A 15,681-nucleotide genomic window follows, 5' to 3' on the forward strand; every position below is an offset into this window, starting at 1 on the left:
GGCCCGCGTCTCTCGGCGTTGATCCGGCGCGCCTTCGTTCGACGAACCGGTGACCACGGGACCGGATCGACCGCGGAGGCGGCGGGCGCATGGGCGTAGGGCTTCGCCTTCGAGGCCTCACAACCCGTTCGGCAACGTCTGACCGCCGAGCGCGGCCGGAGTCTCGCCCTCGCCCGCGCCGGCTTCTTCGGCTGGCCAAGGGGGAAAGGGCATCCAGTCCGTGAAAGCGTCCGACGCGTAGCCATGGTCGCACGAAGCGACCCGCCAGGGCTCGCGGTCATCGGAACTGCCCGGATCCCAGCGAATGACGGCTCGACGGTCCGGCTCGCGCCGGTTGATGGCGATGATCCAGCGGCCATCGCGGGGCGCCCGATCCATGATCCGCCAGCTCCACATCGATCAATCCTCGGATCCTCAGACCTGGGGGATCCTTAACGCTGGATCGGGTCAGACCGTTCGGTCCGCTCAACTCGAATCCTTCCTCGTCGGGAGGATCCGCGAACTCTGGCACGGACCACGGCGCTTCACTGCGCTGCGCACGGTGCCGCCGGGATCGGCAGGCCGATGCCGACGCACCGTCGGCGCCGTTTCGAAGCGCCCGGGCTGGTGATGCGCGCGACCTTTGCGAGATCCCGCCGCCCGCCGTGCCGAAACTGTCGCTGCGCGGCGCGTCACTGCGCGACATCTTTTGCGCGATGCGGGAATAGGGAGGCGCGCATCCCGCCCCCTCGGCCGATCCTGGCCCTGGTCTTGCTCTGACACTCCCCCGGGCGTCCATGCGCGGCGCCGGCAAGCCGCGGCGGACAACGCCGTCGAAAAGGGGCAGACAATCATGATGGGCAGCATCGTCACGCGTGTGGCCGGAGCACTGCTGTGCGCGGCCGTCGCGGCGGCTCCGGCACGGGCGGCGGACAAGCTCAAGGTGGGCTTCGTCTATGTCGGCCCGGTCGCCGATTACGGCTATTCCTACCAGCACGACCTCAGCCGCAAGGCGCTGGCCGAGGCGCTGCCCGACAAGGTCGAGACGACCTTCCTCGAGAACGTGCCCGAGGCCGACAGCGAGCGCTCGATCGAGAAGCTCGCCCGTTCGGGCGCCGGCCTGATCTTCACGACCTCCTTCGGCTTCATGGAGCCGACCCTGAAGGTCGCCAAGAAGTTCCCCAAGGTGAAGTTCGAGCACGCCACCGGCTACAAGCGCGCCGACAACCTCTCCACCTATTCGGCCCGCTTCTACGAGGGCCGCTACATCTGCGGGAAGATTGCCGGCAAGCTGTCGAAGTCGGGTACCGTCGGCTACATCGCCTCCTTCCCGATCCCCGAAGTCGTGAGCGGCATCAACGCCTTCATGCTCGGCGCGCAGTCGGTCAACCCGGACATCAAGATCAAGATCGTCTGGGTGAACACGTGGTTCGACCCCGGCAAGGAGGCGGAGGCGGCCAAGGCGCTCCTGGCCCAGGGCGCCGACATCCTCACCCAGCACACCGATTCCGCCGCGCCGCTGCAGGAGGCCGAGAAGGCGGGCAAGCTCGCCTTCGGGCAGTCCTCCGACCAGTACCGCTTCGCCCCGAAGGCGCAGCTGACCTCGATCGTCGACGACTGGAACGGCTACGTGATCCAAGAGGCCAAGGCCGTCCTCGACGGCACGTGGAAGAGCCATGACACCTGGGGCGGCATCAAGGACGGCATGGTCGTGCTGGCGCCCTTCACCAACATGCCCGACGACGTGAAGGCACTGGCCGAGGAGACCAAGAAGGGGATCGTCGAGGGCAAGATCCACCCGTTCCAGGGGCCGGTGCTCAAGCAGGACGGCTCGGTCGCGGTGAAGGAGGGCGAGCAGGCCCCCGATCCGATGATCCTCGGCATGAACTGGTACGTGAAAGGGATCGACGACCGGCTGACGCAGTAGGGTCGGGCCCGCTGAAAAGGAAGGCGCCGCCGGAGCGATCCGGCGGCGCCTCTTTTCGTTTCGATGCCGGTCAGGGACGCGGCGGGGGCGGCAGGCGGCGCTCCTCGGCCGGGGGCGGGGCCGTCTCCACCGGTACGCCGGTGCCGGGCGGTGCCGGGATGGCGTCGCCCGAGCGGATCGCTTCGCGCTCGTTCGGGAGGGCGGCCGCCCCTTCCGTGCCGCCCGGCGCGGTCGCCCCCGGGCTGCCGGCCGGGGCGCCGGTCGATCCTTGGGCCAAGGCGGCACCGCCCAGGCCCGCGAGAACGCCCAGGGCGAGCGTGGCTGTCGTGATGGTACGCATGTGACGGACTTTCCGGTTGCGGAGGAGGGGGCGCGCGATGTCGCCGGGCGGCAGGGATCCTGGGTCGCGCCTCACCGATGACGCTTCCGGTGGGAGCGGGCGGCCTTGCCGCGCCGCCCGCCCGGGGCGGTGACGCGCGATTGGCCGGCCGGCGGCGTCACCGTGCCCTGCGCACGGGCCCCGGGGGCCGTGGCGACGCCGCTGCCGAGGCAGAAGGCTGCGACGAACCAAACGAAGAGGGGTAGGCTGAGGCCGAGAAAGGCCCGTTTCACGCGCATTGTGGAGGCTCCCGCGGGGCCGTCGCGGCCACCGTTTGCACTTTCGGTGTCAGCAAGGGTTGTGCCGCCGGGATCGATCAGGCGGCTCCCCCGAGCACCGGCAGCAGCAGCCGTGACGGCCGCTCGGCACCGTGGCGCAGGGCGAGGCCGATCACCTGCGCCTGCATTGCCGCGGTCGCCTCCGGACGGCTCCCGGTTCCCGGATTGACGGCGAAGGCCGGCCAGGCGGCGGCCTGGAGCGACAGGCGCAGGCGCTGCCCGGGCCGGAGCGTGCAGCACAGGCCCCGCATGGCGATGCGCCGGGGGGCCGCTGCATCGGCCGCGGTATCGGCCACCCGGAGATGGCCGGCGGTGAGAGTGACGGCGCGCCCGTCCGGCTCCACGAGGGAGAGCGTGGCGTGCAGGTCGTGGCTCGCCGCCGCGGTCTCGACGAACACCTCCGCCGCCACGCGGCCGGCGAGTTGGAGGGGCGCGGCGATGACCGGGCCGTCATAGACCGCGACGTCGCTGCGGTCGTCCAGGGCGGCGCGGTCCTGATAGCCCGGCGGCGTCCCCCAGGGGCCGCCGACGACCGGCGCAGGGCGCCAGGGATCGTGCACGACGCGATCCTCGCCGGCGTCCCCCGGCGCCGCCACGAGGCGGCCGCCGGCAGCGGTCGCGGCGAGGCCGTCGGAGGCGAGATACAGCGCCGTCGGTTCGGGGGCCGGCCAAGCGGAGAAGCCGGCCCACCCACGCGTCCCGACGTCGAAGAGCCGGACGGGCGGACCCGGATCCTCCCGCTCGCGCAGCACGTGATCGAGGAAGGCGACCGTCGCGGCATCGACCGGCGTGACCGCCTCCGGTCCGAGATCCAGGCTACCGGCCCGGCGGCCCCAGGGCGCGTGCGTCCAGGGCCCGATCAGCAGACGCTGCGGCGCCGGCCCGGCGCGGAAGGCCTCGTAGGCGCCGAGCGTGCCGTCGAGCAGGAAATCCTGCCAGCCGCCGACATGCAGGCCCGGCACGGCGAGGTCGCTTCCGGCGAGGCGGCGGGCCGGGGCGATCCGGTCCCAGTGGGCCGGATCGTCGTCGAGCCAGTCGAAATAATGGTGGTCGGCGGCGTGCGCCGCGAGCGCCTCGGGCCGGGCGGCGACCGGTCCGCTCCAGGGCGTGCCGCGCGCCGCCGCGGCGAGCGCCGCGAAGGCGGCGGCGTCGCCCCGGAGCCGGGCGCGTTCGGCGCCCATCTGGCAGGCCCAGCCGATATTGCCGGCAAGGCCGAAGGCGCCGCCGGTATAGGCCCAGTCGTCGCGCAGGCTCCAGCCGCCCATCGCGGGCACGATCGCGTCGGGTCGCTTGGTGCCCGCGCGCAGCGCCCCGGCCAGCGCCAGGAACTGCGTCACCGCCTGATAGCTGAAGCCGTAGGTCGCGACCCGGCCGTCCGATCCCGGCAGATCCGCCGCCCAGGCCAGGGTCGCCGCGCCGTCCTCGGCCTCGTGCTCGAACAGGCGGAACGCGCCGCCGCTGCCGCCGCGGCCGCGCACGTCCTGAACCACGACGATGTAGCCGCGGGCGGCGTACCAAGCGGGGTGGGCCAGGGTCAGGGTCGAGGCGATGGCGCGGCCGTAGGGCTGGCGCATGAGGAGGACGGGATGGCGGCCGGGGCCGGCCGGGCGCCAGACATCGGCGGCGAGGCTGACCCCGTCGGGAAGGGCCAGCGTCGCGGTGGCGGGCTCGGCAACCGGCAGGAGGGGCTCAGCGGGCATCGAAGGCCGTTTCCGAACGCAGTCGTTCGAGCGGGAAATCCGCGATCTCGCGCACAAGGCGCACCACGCCCGCGGCGGCGCGCTCCACCAGTTCGGCCCCGCGCCGGGCATCCGCCGCCGCCGCGTTGCCGCTGACGCCGGCGGGGTGGAGATCCTGCGCCATCCAGCCGAAGCCGACCCGCCCCTCCGCGGTCAGCAGGCCGCCCGCCCGCTCCAGCGCGACCGTGAGCGGCACGAAGTCGTCCGCCCGCTCCATCCGCACGAGGTGGGGGTGGAGCGCCAGCATCAGGCTGGTCTCGATCTCGCCGCCGTGGATGCCGTGGCGCCGCTCGGCCTCCGAGAACAGGTCGTCCATCGCCGTCACCCCGCCCCAGCCACAGCCGACGGCGAGCATGCCGAGCCGCACGCGCAGTTCACGGGTGACGATCTCCATCACCTGCGGCTGCCCGCCATGGCTGTTGAGGATGAGCAGGCGGCGGCAGCCGGCGCGGTGCACGCTCTCGGCGGTCTCGATCCACAGGCGCGCCAGGGTCTCGTGGGAGAGGCTGAGCGTGCCGGGGAAGGCGTGGTGCTCGTTCGACTTGCCGACCGGCAGCATCGGCAGGACCAGCGCCGGCAGGTCGTCGGGCATCAGGGCCACGGCGCGGGCGAGGATGCCGGCATTGATCGCCGCATCGACCCGCACCGGCAGATGCGGCCCGTGCTGCTCGACCGCCGCCACGGGCAGGATCGCCACGAGCGAGTCCCAGTCGAGGCGCGAGAACGCCTCCGTGGTCAGGTCCCACCACCAGCGCGAGGCGGGGCGCATCACGCCGCCGCGCTCTTCGCGGCGCTCTCGGCGGCCTTCCGCGCGAGGTCGGAGCGGGCGAGATCGGCCTTGGCGATCTTACCGGTCGGCGTCATCGGCATCTCGGGTACGACGACAAGGACGAGTGGGTCGAGGTCGTAGGCGACCCGGCCGGTGATCGCGGCCTTCAGCGCCGCCGCATCGAGCACGGCGCCGGGCTGGGCCTGGGCGAAGGCCACCGGCCGCTGGCCGAGCGCCGGGTCGGGGACGCCGACCAGGGCCGCCTGGGCCACGTTGGGCTGCGCCGAGAGCGCCTCCTCGACGTCGCGCGGATACCAGAGGCGCCCGGCCACCTCGACGAGTTCCGCCCGGCGGCTGCGCAGGGTCACGCAGCCTTCGGCATCGAGGAGCCCGAGATCGCCGGTACGCAGGTAGCCGCCGCGGGTGGCCGCCGCGGTCTTGTCCGGCTTGCCCCAGTAGCCGGCCATGAACCCGCCCGTCAGCGCGATCTCGCCGATCTCGCCCGGCGGCAGCACCCGGTCGTCGGGCCCGAGGATGAACACCTCCTTGTCGGGCAGCGGCGGCCCGACCCGCCCGAGCCGGGCGTCGTCCGGTTCCAGTTCCGGGTAGCCGAGGCCGACGAAGCCGCCGAGTTCGCTCTGGCCGTAGCTCTCGACCAGCGGCAGGCCGAGTTCGTCCCGCCACGCCGCCTTGAGCGTCGGCGGCACCGGCCCGCCGCCGGAGATGCCCAGGCGCAGCGACGGCGGGGGACCGCCCCGTCGGCGGGCCTCCTGCAGCACGTCGTCGAGGATCGGTGGGTTGGCAACGAGGCTGGTCGCCCCGCGGGCGGTGAGTGCATCGTAGCCGCCCTCCCGCGTCCAGAAGCGCATCACGTTGATCGCGGCCCCGACGGCGAGCGGCGGCAGCAGGTTGGCGACGAGCTGGTAGGAGCTGGAGAGCGCCGAGGGACCGAACGAGACGTCGCCGGGCCGCAGCCGCAGCCGCTCGCCGATGCAGCGGGCGGCCCGGACGGTCGGCTCGTGGCGCAGGCAGGCGCCCTTCGGCTTGCCCGTAGTGCCGGAGGTATAGGAGAGATGGGCGATGGCGGTCTCGTCGCCGGGATCGGGCGGCGCCGGCAGGCCGGCCGCCAGCATCACCGGCAGGGAGAGCGCGCCGTCCTGCGCACCATCCATGCAGAGGCGGGCGCGCACCGTGCCGGTGGCGGCGCAGGCCGCGGCGACCTGCGCCTCCATGTCGTGGGTGTAGACCACCGCGCTCGGCGTGTGGTCGGCGAAGTAATCGGTGAGTTCGTCGGCGAATTTCACGTTCACCAGGGCGGCGATGGCGCCGATCCGCCAGGCTCCCAGCATCGCCACGATGTAGTCGAGCCCGTTATGGGCGAAGATCGTGACGCGCTCGCCCCGGCCCACGCCCGCATCGTGCAGGGCGCCGGCCATGCGCTCCATGGCATCGACCGCACCGGCATAGGTCAGGCCGCGGTCGCGATCGACCCAGTGGAAGGCGGGCCGGTCGGGATGGCGCTCGGCGCCGAGCGTGAGGAGACGATGCATCAGCATGGCGGGGCTCCGGTCAGGGGAGGCGGGTGATCGTCGGCCTCACAGCCGCTCCATCCGGGTGCGCACCCGCTCGATGAAGGCGCGGCGGCGGGCCTCGGGGGCGACGTTCAGGTGGTAGAGCGCGAGATACTCGGCGCGGGCCCGGCGCGCGGCGAACCAGCGGAGGTAGCGCGTCACCATCCGGCGGGGCGGATCCTGCATCGCCAGCGCCATCCAGCGCGGGCGGCCGTAGGTGACGACGCCAACGATCCGTTCCAGCGAGTCGAGGGTCGGCCGGACGTGCCGCGGATCGGAGAGGTCGAAGGCGACGCCCGGCATCATCAGCCGGTCGATGAAGCCCTTGAGCATGGCGGGCGGTCCGAAGCACCAGGTCGGAAACTGCACCACCAGCATCTGCGCCGCACGCAGCCGCGCGACGTAATCCTCCAGCCCGCGCTGGTTCACCGTCACGTCGTGGTAGTGGCGCCGCCCCTCCGCGGTCAGGACCGGATCGAAGCCCTCGGCGTAGAGGTCGAGCAGGTCGATCTCGTGCCCGGCCCGCGCCAGCCCATCGAGGGCAGCCGCGCGGATCGCCCCGTGAAAGCTCTCCGGAAGCGGGTGGCAGTAGAGGTAGAGGATGCGGGCCACGGCGGTCAGGCCCCCTGTGCGGCGGGCGTGAAGGTCCGCATCTTTCCCGGGTTCATCAGGCCCATCGGATCGGTGAGCCGCTTGAAGCCGAGCTGATCGGTCTCCGCCCGCTTGTGCCGGGTGCCGTCCTCCAGGGTGTAGACGTGCGGGTTGGCGATCGAGACGCCGCGCGCCTCGTGCGCCTCGATGATGTGGTTCAGCCGCTCCGCGTCGGTGAACTTCAGCAGCGGGATGCCGGCATAGGTGAGCCGGCCGGCGAACTCGATGAGTTCGAGATGCGGCACGATCTCGTCGGGAAACAAGGCCGCCATCTCGGCGACGCTCTCCATCAGCCCGTCGGCCGGGTGGAGACTCTGGAGATAGGTCCAGCTCCGGTCAGTCTTGAGCACCTGCAACGTGGTGTGGTTCCAGCTATACTCGTAGAGCGGCGTGTGGCCCGGTGAATCGTCGAGCGGCGTCTCCAGGGTGATCGTGCCGCCCGCGCGCGCCGCCCGCGCCCGGAAGGCGGGCAAGCTCGCCTCCGACACCATCGCGATCAGGATCGCCTGCCCCGGCGGGCACTGCGCCCGCAGCGGCGTGAACCATTGCGGCAGCGGCCAAGCGATCGGCGTGATGAGCTTCTTGGTGATGGCAGGATCGCGGCCGACCGCCAGCCCGACCTCGGCGGCCGTCAGAAAGTCGTCGAAGGCGACGATGACGTCGATCCAGGGATGGACCGGCGCCAGCGGCATCTCCAAAGCGGTGACGATGCCGGTGGTGCCGTAGGCGTGGGCCACGCCGTTGACCGCGTCGCCGGTCAGTTCGAGCACCCGCGGTTCCGGCTCCAGCGTCACCACGCGGGCGGCGCGGATGTTGCCGCGCTCGCGCAACTGGCCGTAATTCACCGAGCCGATCCCGCCCGAACCGCCGGCGACGAAGCCGCCGATGCTCGCCGTGCGCTTGGTCGAGGGATGCATCCGGATCTCCTCGCCGCCCTCGGCGAGGAGGGCGTCGAGGCGGTTCATGCGGAGGCCGGGGCCGGTGCGCACCGCGCCGTCGCGCTGCCACTCGACCCGGTCGAGCCCGGAGACGTCGAGCACCACGCCCCCGTGCAGCGGCACCGCCTGCCCGTAATTGCCGGTGCCGCCGCCGCGGACGGTGAGCGGCACCCGGTGCCGGGCGCAGGCCGCGGCGACCGCGATCACTTCTGCCTCGCTCGCCGGCTCGGCGACGAGGTCGCCGGACAGGCCCTTCAGTTCGGCGTCGAGAACGGGGGAGTACCAGAAGAAGTCGCGCGAGCGCTTGCGCACCCGCGCCGGCTCCTCGACCAGGACGACGCGGCCGGACAGGTCCGCCTTGAGCGCGGCGAGGGCGTCGGGGGAGGGATGGGCCGCCATCTCAGGCCCGCGCCGTCAGGTCCATCGAAGCCCGCAGCTTCGAGAGGATGTATTCGCCCGCCTTGACCGGCTCGTAGCGCGGCGGGTTGGCGGCGTCGCAGCAGCTCGGCAGGCAGGCGACCTCGGAGCCTTCGTTGGGGGCGGTGAAGGCCACCATCGAAAGCCGCGCGGACGAGCCGGTCAGCCCACGGTCGGGGTTCGACACCCGGTGCAGGGTCGAGCGCCAGCGCTCGTTGGTCCAGCGGGCCAGGAGGTCGCCGACATTGATGACGAAGGAATCCGGCACCACCCCGGCCTCGAACCAGGTGCCGTCGCGGTCGGCGACTTGGAGGCCGCCCGGCGCCGCATCCTGCCGCAGGATCGTCAGACCGCCGTAATCGTGGTGCACGCCGTAGCGGAGCTGCCCCGGCATCGGCGGCTCGGCCTGGTCGGGATAGTGGACGAAGCGCAAGGTCAGCGCCGGATCCGCGAACCAGGGCGCGAAGTAGTCCTGCGGCAGGTCGAGGGCGAGCGCCGACAATTCGGTGAGCTGCCCGGTGAGCCGCAGGATCGCGTCGCGCCACGCCTCGACGAGGCCGCGCAATTCGGGCGGCTCGGCGGGCCAGATGTTGGGGCGCGCCGCGGCTCCCTCGCGGTGCGGCGCGTTGAAGACCAGCGCCTCGCACAGGTCGGGCGGCGTCTCGCCCTGAAGCGTCCGGGCGACGCTCTCGATGCCGACCGGCAGGTAGCCCCGGCCCTTGGTCTTCTCCGGCGCCGCGTCGCGGCTCTTCACGGAGAGCGGCTGCGCGAAGTAGCGCTTCATCGTGTCGTAGACGTCGTTCGCCAGACGCTCGGGGATGCCGTGGCCGACGACGACGGCGAAGCCCGTCGTCTCGAGGGCATGCCCGAAGGCGCGCCCGACACCCGCCCGCGCGGCGGCATCGCCGTGGATGAACGGGGCGATGTCGACGATCGGAAGATCCGCCTGCCGCATGGATGCGCTCCGTCAGGGTTGGGCGAGGAAGTCGAGCGTGTAGGCTTGGCGGACGTCGAGCGAGGCCGGGTAGAGGCCGGCCTGGGTCATGACCTCGAAGAACGAGCGCCAGCGCGCCTCCGTCATCGCGCCCAGGCCGAGCCGGGCCGCGTCGCCGCCCTCGACGAGGCCGCGCCGCTTCATCTGGTCCATCTTGAAGCGGAACAGCTCTTCGCCGCCGGTCGGAACCAGGGCGAGCACCGCCCGCATGGCGGGCTCGTAATCGCCGGCCATGCAGGCCTCCCAGCCCTTCCGGCTCGCCTCGACGAAGGCCCGGACGAGCTTCGGCTTGGCGGCGATGAAGGCGTCGGTGGCGAAGATCGAGGTGGCGTAGTTGTCGTAGCCGTAATCGGCCAGCAGGATCGAGACCGGCGGCTCGGGCAGCGCCTTGCCGAGCAGGGCCGCGTCCTCGGTGATGTAGCCCTGCTGCACCGCCCGCTTGTCGGCAAGGAAGGGAGCGGCGGAATAGGCGAACGGCCGGAGCTGGTCGTCGGTGAAGCCGTAGCGTGCCTTGAGGAACTGCCAGAACTCGTTGCGCGAGAAGCCGCCGACCATGATCGGCCGGCCCTTCAGGTCCTCCAGCCGGGCGACGCCCTGGCCGGCATGGGCCACCAGCGTCTGCGGGTCCTTCTGGAAGAAGGCCGCCACGGTGCGCGCCTTGATGCCCTTGGCGACGAGGTTGAGCGTGGTGAAGCTCGACCCCATGCCCATGTCGAGTTCGCCCGAGGCGACGAGCAGCGGCATGTTGACGTTGGGGTTGCCCGGTCTCAGCTCGACATCGAGCCCGGCCCGCTCGTAGAGGCCCGTCGCCCTGGCCTGGAAGAAGCCGCAATGCTCGGCCTCCGGCACCCAGTTGAGGCCGAACGAGACCTTGTCGAGGGCGAGCGCCGGCGAGGCCGCGAGGGCGGCGAGCATCGCGAGGAATGCGGCGAGACGAACCATCATGCGACCCTCTCGTGCGGCATCAGCGTCGGGGCCACGGGCACCGAGACCGCCGGCACCGCCTCGGACACCTCCTCCTCGCCGTGCGCCTGCAGGGCTGCCAGCAGGCGGCGGCGCATGATCATGCCGGGACGGTCGGAGGGCATGTGGCTCTCGACCTTGCGGCTCATGTCGACCGTGGCGTCCGGGTCGGTCGATTCGAGGATGTCGCGATCCTCCTCGACGATCACCGCGTCCCAGGCGATCAGCGCGTCCGTCGAGCAATCCTCCTCGCGGTCGTTGCGGTAGAGGATCTGCGCGAGCCGGATCGTGCCGTCGTCGATGGGCGTCGCCGAGTTGAAGATGATGTGCCGCAGGCCCGACGGATACTCGATGTCGAGCCGGCGGCAGAACGGCATGAACCACTTGTTGCGCATGTGGCGCCGGGTGGTCGGCTCGGTGGTGCCGGTGATGCGGTGGGCCATCGGCGGGTTGGCGATGGTGATGATCGTCTCCGCCTCGAAGCCGTCCTCGGTCTCGATGATCTCGTACTTTTCCGGGATCGGCTGGCTGATCTGCCCGAACGTGTTCTGGTGCACGAAGGCGAAGTGCGCGTTGTCGAAGGAATTCTCCATCAGGCGCAGGGGCGAGGTCTTCCACACGTCGTGGAATTGCTGGATGCGCCGGTAGCCGGGCATCGTGTCCTCGGGGATCTCGGGGATCGCCGCGTAGGGCTCCTCCAGGCAGACCCAGGCGTAGCCGTACTTCGCGGTGCAGTGGTAGCTCTTCACCGCGAGCCGCGGCACGACCTGCTCCGGGCTGAATTGCGGGATGCGGGCAAGCGCGCCGTGCCGGTCATAGGCCCAGCCGTGATAGCCGCACACGATCAGGCCGTCCTCACACCAGCCCTTGGAGAGCCGGGCGGTGCGGTGGCAGCAGCGGTCCATCATCGCGGCGGGCTCGCCCTCGCCGTCGAGGAACAGCACGATCCGCTCGCCCATCAGCGTGAAAGGCTTGGGACCGTCCGCGAGGTCGGACAGGCGCAGCGTCGCGTACCAGTAGTGGCGCCACAGCTTCTGTCGGGTCGTCAGCATGGAAGCTCTCCGTGGTGATGCCCGGCGTGAAGCCCTCCGGCATGGTTTCAAGGGGATCGGGGTGGGTCAGGCGCGCTCGGGATCGCCCCAGGAGCCGAGCGCGAGGCGGCTCAGGCCGCTCATGGCGAGGAACAGCAGGATGCCGGCGAGCGTGATCAGCGAGAGCGCGGCGAACATCCGCGGGATGTCGAGCTGGAAGCCGGCCTGAAGGATCTCGTAGGCAAGGCCCGCGCTGCGGCCTCCGGTGCCGGCGACGAACTCCGCCACCACCGCGCCGATCAGGGCGAGCCCCGAGGAGATGCGCAGCCCCGCGAAGAAGTAGCCGAGCGCACTCGGGATGCGCAGGCGCAGGAGCGTCTGCATCCGGCTCGCGCGGTAGACCCGCATCAGGTTGGACAATCCCGGATCGACGCTGCGCAGGCCGACCGTGGTGTTCGAGATCACGGGGAAGATCGCGATGATCGTGGCGCAGATGACGAGCGCGACCTGGGTGTCGCGCACGAGGATGATGATGAGCGGGGCCACCGCCACCACGGGCGTCACCTGCAGCATCACCGCGTAGGGGAAGAAGCCGCGCTCGATGAAGCGGCTCTGCACGAACAGGAAGGCGACGAGCGTGCCGAGCACGGTCGAGAGCGCGAAGGCGATCAGCGTCACCCGCAGCGTGCTCCACAGGGCCCGCAGCAGGTCCGGTCCGTTCTGGACGAGCGAGGCGGCGATCACGGACGGCGCCGGGAACAGGTAATCGGGGATGGCGAAGCCGCGGCAGGCGGCCTCCCACAGGCCCAGCACGAGGATCCCGACGAGGAGGGGCGGCAGCGCCGCCTGGACGCGAGGATCCTGGATCAGCGGCCGCTTCATGCCCGCGCCTCCGCGGTGGCGGGATCGCTCGCCAGCGACGCCTCGGTCAGCAGCGCCGAGAGGCGCTGGCAGTATTCGGCGAAGCGCGGGGAGCGCCGGAACGCGTCGCCGCGGGGATGCGGCTCGTCGATGCTGAGCTCGGCGAAGAGGCGACCGGGACGGGCCGCCATCACGACGATGCGGGTGGAGAGGAACACCGCCTCGTAGATCGAGTGGGTCACGAACAGCACGGTGAGCGAGCGCCGCCACCACAGGTCCACGAGGTCGGCATCGAGCTTGTTGCGGGTGAATTCGTCGAGCGCGCCGAAGGGCTCGTCCATGAGCAGGAGGTTCGGCTCGGTGACGAGGCCGCGGGCAATGGCCGCGCGCATCCGCATGCCGCCGGAGAGCTGGCGCGGATAGCTCCGGCCCTTCTCGCCGAGACCGACGAGATCGAGCGCGGCCTGGACGCGGGGTGCAGCCTGCGCTTTCGGCAAGCCGGCCAGATCGAGCGGAAGGCGCACGTTGCTGGCGATGCGCAGCCACGGCATCAAGGTGGCGTCCTGGAACACCACCGACATCCGCCGGCCCTCCGCACCGACGCCGTCGAACCCGCCGCGCCACCACAGCAGGCGCCCGTCGCTGGGCTCGCTGAGATTGGCCACGAGCGAGAGCAGGGTGCTCTTGCCGCAGCCCGAGGGGCCGATCAGCGACAGGAACTCGCCCTCGCGCACCGTCAGGTCAACGGGGGCGAGCCCGCGGGTGCCGTCGGCGAACACCTTCTCGGCCGAGAGGATCTCGATGGCCGGCGCCGCGTTCGCGGCGGGCCGCGTGGTCATCACCCGTTCCGGCGCCGGAGGGGCCGCCTCGGCCTGCGCCGCCCGCGGATAGGCCGTCTGTGCGAGGGCTGCCATCATGTGGCTCACTCAGCCTTCGCTGAGAGGACGGGCATGAAATCGAGGGTGAAGGCCCGCTTCCAGTCCGTGGAGGCTTTGAGCAGCCCGGCCTCGACGAGGTAGTCGTAGGACGCCTTCCAGCGCGCCTCCGTCATCGTGCCGATGGCGACGTTCTCCTCGCCGCCGAGCACCTTGAGCGCCTTCATCCGCGCGATGCCGAAGGCGATCTGGTTGTCGCTCATCTTCGGGTTGGCCGCCTTGATCAGGGCGTTGGCGGGGGCCGGGTTCGCCATGTAGCTCTTCCAGCCCTCCATGGAGGCGGCCACGAACTTGCGCATCGCCTCCGGCTTGCCCTCGGCCAGCTTGCGCGTCGTCACGATCGTGGTCCCGTAGGGCGGGTAGCCGTCCTTGGCGAAGAGGAAGAAGTTGACGGGGACGCCCTTCTCCTGCGCCTGGAACGGCTCCGAGGAGGGATAGGCCTGCTGCACGACGGTCTTGTCGGCGAAGAAGGGCTGCAGGTTGAAGGTGTAGGCCCTCACCTGACCGTCCGAGAGCGCGTATTTCTTCTTCAGCCAGGGCCACCACGCCGTCATGCCGGCCGAGGAGACGAGGATCGTCTTGTCCTTGACGCCCGCGAGCGAGGTCACGTCGTCGTGGGTCATCATCCCCTGGAGGTCGTACTGGAACGAGGCCGCCACGGTGACGGCGGGCAGGCCCTTCTCGACCGCCTGAAGCACCTGGATGTCGTAGCCCATGATCGCGTCGGCCTCGCCCGCGAGCAGGAGCTGCATGCCGTTGACCTGCGGCCCGCCCATGCGGATCTCGACGTCGAGCCCGGCCTTCTCGTAGAGGCCGGTGGCCTTGGCCTGATAGAAGCCGCCGTGTTCGGCCTGGGCGTACCAACTCGTCAGGAAGACGATCTTGTCCGCGGCCCGCGCAGGCCCGGCCATCGCCAGCGCCAGGGTCGCCGCCAGAAGGGTGGAGGCCCCCGTATCGAATCGGATCGACCGCATCGGTGATGGTCCCCCGCCGCGATTCCTGTTCGGTCCCGAGGCATGGACCATGCCGCGCCGGATCCGTTCGGGTTGTGCGGTGTCAGAGAAACGGATGCAGTGCTGCGCGAAAAGCATCGTTTTCCGTGCGCAGCGCTCGCAGAATGCGCGCGCTGCCGTATGGTTGTGCGCTTGGTGAAGCCTTCGGCGCCGCCGCGTCCCGGCCTACCCGGGGTGCGCTCCGCAGGTGGGCGGCACGCGGGCTGACGAGGGGAGTTGGCAAGCTCCCTGCACAAGGCCGGCGACGCATCGCGCCGGGCGCGCGCGATGGCCCAGGGGTGGAGACCGCGACTCCCATGCTGCATCATCGGCTGCTGGGCTACCTCGACGAGGTGGCTCGCAGCGGCTCCATCCGTCGGGCGGCGACGCGCCTGAACGTCGCGTCGAGTGCCGTGAACCGCCAGATCCTCTCGCTCGAGGAGGAGATGGGCACGCCGCTGTTCGAGCGGCTGCCGCGGGGCCTGCGCCTCACCGCGGCGGGCGAGGTGCTGGTGCGGCACGTGCGCGACACGCTGAACGGCCACGAGCGCATGCTGGCGCAGGTCGCCTCGCTCAAGGGCCTGACCCGCGGCGAGGTGACGGTGGCGACGATGGCGAGCATCGCCGCCGGGGTGCTGCCAGGGGTGATCGGCACCTTCCGCGAGACCCATCCCCGCATCGTCGTCAAGGTTCTGGTCCTGCCGGTCGACCAGATCGCCGCCGCCCTGCTCGCGGGCGAGGCCGACCTCGCCTTGGCCTATCGGCTCCCGCCCGACCCGCGCATGCGCTGCATCGCCGAGTTCGAGCACCGGCTCGGCGCGGTGATGGCGCCCGACCATCCCCTCAACGGCCGCTATCAGGTGCGGATGGCCGACTGTCTCGAATATCCCCTCGTCGTCGCCGACCACTCGATGACCCTGCGCGACGTGCTCGAACTCCTCGTGCCCGAGGGCACGAGCTTCACCCCCGTGGTCGAGACGAACTCGATCGAGCTGATGAAGCGCCTCGCCCAGACGGCCCCGCACATCACCTTCGTCAACCTCTCGGATGTCGGCGAGGAGATCCGCCGCGGCCTCCTCGCCTTCACGCCCCTGTCCGACGCCAGCGCGATCATCCAGCGGGCGTCGCTGATGCAGCGCGCCCGCTCGGCCCTCGACGGGCCCGCCCACCTCCTCGCCGTGCGGATCCAGGCGGAGTTCGAGCGCCAGAGCGTTCCGGACTGAGCCTGCAGGCCGGGCCTTCCTCCGATCGTCCTTC

At 71.3% G+C, this 15,681-nt stretch carries 16 protein-coding genes; 2 read left to right on the forward strand and 14 right to left on the reverse strand.

The window, feature by feature from the left end; genetic code table 11:
* Positions 1-117: 117 nt before the first annotated feature.
* A complete protein-coding gene (locus HNR51_RS15330; RefSeq protein ID WP_182555495.1) occupies positions 118-396 on the reverse strand; it encodes a hypothetical protein in 279 nt (92 codons plus the stop codon).
* 436 nt (positions 397-832) lie between these two features.
* Between HNR51_RS15330 and HNR51_RS15335 the strand changes: the two genes are divergently transcribed.
* Entirely contained in the window at positions 833-1,906 is a 1,074-nt protein-coding gene (locus tag HNR51_RS15335) for a BMP family ABC transporter substrate-binding protein (RefSeq protein WP_152276148.1), read from the forward strand.
* A gap of 70 nt (positions 1,907-1,976) precedes the next feature.
* Here HNR51_RS15335 and HNR51_RS15340 read toward each other — a convergent pair whose 3' ends face one another.
* The 13 genes from HNR51_RS15340 to HNR51_RS15400 form a co-directional block, all read right to left on the reverse strand.
* Positions 1,977-2,246 carry a hypothetical protein gene (locus HNR51_RS15340; RefSeq protein WP_012453030.1) on the reverse strand — a complete coding sequence of 90 codons (270 nt, stop codon included), beginning with the start codon at positions 2,244-2,246 and terminating at the stop codon, positions 1,977-1,979.
* 71 nt (positions 2,247-2,317) lie between these two features.
* On the reverse strand, positions 2,318-2,524 hold the full coding sequence (locus HNR51_RS15345) for a hypothetical protein (RefSeq protein ID WP_141950671.1): 207 nt from the start codon (positions 2,522-2,524) through the stop codon (positions 2,318-2,320).
* A 77-nt stretch (positions 2,525-2,601) separates the two neighbouring features.
* Positions 2,602-4,263 (reverse strand): CocE/NonD family hydrolase, encoded by a 1,662-nt coding sequence (locus tag HNR51_RS15350; RefSeq protein ID WP_182555496.1) that lies wholly within the window; start codon positions 4,261-4,263, stop codon positions 2,602-2,604.
* Positions 4,253-5,071 carry a creatininase family protein gene (locus HNR51_RS15355; RefSeq protein WP_141954726.1) on the reverse strand — a complete coding sequence of 273 codons (819 nt, stop codon included), beginning with the start codon at positions 5,069-5,071 and terminating at the stop codon, positions 4,253-4,255. The genes HNR51_RS15350 and HNR51_RS15355 overlap by 11 nt, the downstream gene beginning before the upstream one ends.
* Complete coding sequence (locus tag HNR51_RS15360) at positions 5,071-6,627, reverse strand: class I adenylate-forming enzyme family protein (RefSeq protein WP_141950669.1); 1,557 nt, start codon at positions 6,625-6,627, stop codon at positions 5,071-5,073. The genes HNR51_RS15355 and HNR51_RS15360 overlap by 1 nt, the downstream gene beginning before the upstream one ends.
* Positions 6,628-6,666: 39 nt before the next feature.
* Entirely contained in the window at positions 6,667-7,254 is a 588-nt protein-coding gene (locus tag HNR51_RS15365) for an NAD(P)H-dependent oxidoreductase (protein WP_141950668.1), read from the reverse strand.
* A gap of 5 nt (positions 7,255-7,259) precedes the next feature.
* Positions 7,260-8,630: an FAD-binding oxidoreductase gene (locus tag HNR51_RS15370; RefSeq protein ID WP_012453024.1), complete on the reverse strand. Its 1,371-nt coding sequence runs from the start codon at positions 8,628-8,630 to the stop codon at positions 7,260-7,262.
* A gap of 1 nt (position 8,631) precedes the next feature.
* Positions 8,632-9,603: an isopenicillin N synthase family dioxygenase gene (locus tag HNR51_RS15375; RefSeq protein ID WP_182555497.1), complete on the reverse strand. Its 972-nt coding sequence runs from the start codon at positions 9,601-9,603 to the stop codon at positions 8,632-8,634.
* Between the two features lie 12 nt (positions 9,604-9,615).
* Positions 9,616-10,584, reverse strand: coding sequence for an ABC transporter substrate-binding protein (locus HNR51_RS15380; RefSeq protein WP_182555671.1), 969 nt, complete (start codon positions 10,582-10,584; stop codon positions 9,616-9,618).
* Positions 10,584-11,657: an aromatic ring-hydroxylating dioxygenase subunit alpha gene (locus tag HNR51_RS15385; protein ID WP_182555498.1), complete on the reverse strand. Its 1,074-nt coding sequence runs from the start codon at positions 11,655-11,657 to the stop codon at positions 10,584-10,586. Before HNR51_RS15385 ends, HNR51_RS15380 begins: the two co-directional genes overlap by 1 nt.
* Before the next feature lie 66 nt (positions 11,658-11,723).
* Positions 11,724-12,518: an ABC transporter permease gene (locus tag HNR51_RS15390; protein ID WP_012453020.1), complete on the reverse strand. Its 795-nt coding sequence runs from the start codon at positions 12,516-12,518 to the stop codon at positions 11,724-11,726.
* A complete protein-coding gene (locus HNR51_RS15395) occupies positions 12,515-13,414 on the reverse strand; it encodes an ABC transporter ATP-binding protein (protein ID WP_182555499.1) in 900 nt (299 codons plus the stop codon). The genes HNR51_RS15390 and HNR51_RS15395 overlap by 4 nt, the downstream gene beginning before the upstream one ends.
* Before the next feature lie 5 nt (positions 13,415-13,419).
* Complete coding sequence (locus HNR51_RS15400; RefSeq protein ID WP_182555500.1) at positions 13,420-14,406, reverse strand: ABC transporter substrate-binding protein; 987 nt, start codon at positions 14,404-14,406, stop codon at positions 13,420-13,422.
* 335 nt (positions 14,407-14,741) lie between these two features.
* On the opposite strand from HNR51_RS15400, the gene HNR51_RS15405 reads away from it, so the two are divergent.
* Positions 14,742-15,647 carry a LysR family transcriptional regulator gene (locus HNR51_RS15405; protein WP_182555501.1) on the forward strand — a complete coding sequence of 302 codons (906 nt, stop codon included), beginning with the start codon at positions 14,742-14,744 and terminating at the stop codon, positions 15,645-15,647.
* Positions 15,648-15,681 lie beyond the last annotated feature (34 nt).

The organism is Methylorubrum thiocyanatum (assembly GCA_014138645.1).
GTDB classification, from domain to species: domain Bacteria; phylum Pseudomonadota; class Alphaproteobacteria; order Rhizobiales; family Beijerinckiaceae; genus Methylobacterium; species Methylobacterium thiocyanatum.

Coding starts and splice junctions, on each gene's coding strand:
- HNR51_RS15400 (WP_182555500.1), bottom strand. CDS start 14,406: ATGCGGTCGATCCGATTCGATACGGGGGCCTCCACCCTTCTGGCGGCG.
- HNR51_RS15405 (WP_182555501.1), top strand. CDS start 14,742: ATGCTGCATCATCGGCTGCTGGGCTACCTCGACGAGGTGGCTCGCAGC.
- HNR51_RS15340 (WP_012453030.1), bottom strand. CDS start 2,246: ATGCGTACCATCACGACAGCCACGCTCGCCCTGGGCGTTCTCGCGGGC.
- HNR51_RS15395 (WP_182555499.1), bottom strand. CDS start 13,414: ATGATGGCAGCCCTCGCACAGACGGCCTATCCGCGGGCGGCGCAGGCC.
- HNR51_RS15375 (WP_182555497.1), bottom strand. CDS start 9,603: ATGCGGCAGGCGGATCTTCCGATCGTCGACATCGCCCCGTTCATCCAC.
- HNR51_RS15380 (WP_182555671.1), bottom strand. CDS start 10,584: ATGGTTCGTCTCGCCGCATTCCTCGCGATGCTCGCCGCCCTCGCGGCC.
- HNR51_RS15345 (WP_141950671.1), bottom strand. CDS start 2,524: ATGCGCGTGAAACGGGCCTTTCTCGGCCTCAGCCTACCCCTCTTCGTT.
- HNR51_RS15350 (WP_182555496.1), bottom strand. CDS start 4,263: ATGCCCGCTGAGCCCCTCCTGCCGGTTGCCGAGCCCGCCACCGCGACG.
- HNR51_RS15360 (WP_141950669.1), bottom strand. CDS start 6,627: ATGCTGATGCATCGTCTCCTCACGCTCGGCGCCGAGCGCCATCCCGAC.
- HNR51_RS15335 (WP_152276148.1), top strand. CDS start 833: ATGATGGGCAGCATCGTCACGCGTGTGGCCGGAGCACTGCTGTGCGCG.
- HNR51_RS15390 (WP_012453020.1), bottom strand. CDS start 12,518: ATGAAGCGGCCGCTGATCCAGGATCCTCGCGTCCAGGCGGCGCTGCCG.
- HNR51_RS15330 (WP_182555495.1), bottom strand. CDS start 396: ATGTGGAGCTGGCGGATCATGGATCGGGCGCCCCGCGATGGCCGCTGG.
- HNR51_RS15385 (WP_182555498.1), bottom strand. CDS start 11,657: ATGCTGACGACCCGACAGAAGCTGTGGCGCCACTACTGGTACGCGACG.
- HNR51_RS15355 (WP_141954726.1), bottom strand. CDS start 5,071: ATGCGCCCCGCCTCGCGCTGGTGGTGGGACCTGACCACGGAGGCGTTC.
- HNR51_RS15370 (WP_012453024.1), bottom strand. CDS start 8,630: ATGGCGGCCCATCCCTCCCCCGACGCCCTCGCCGCGCTCAAGGCGGAC.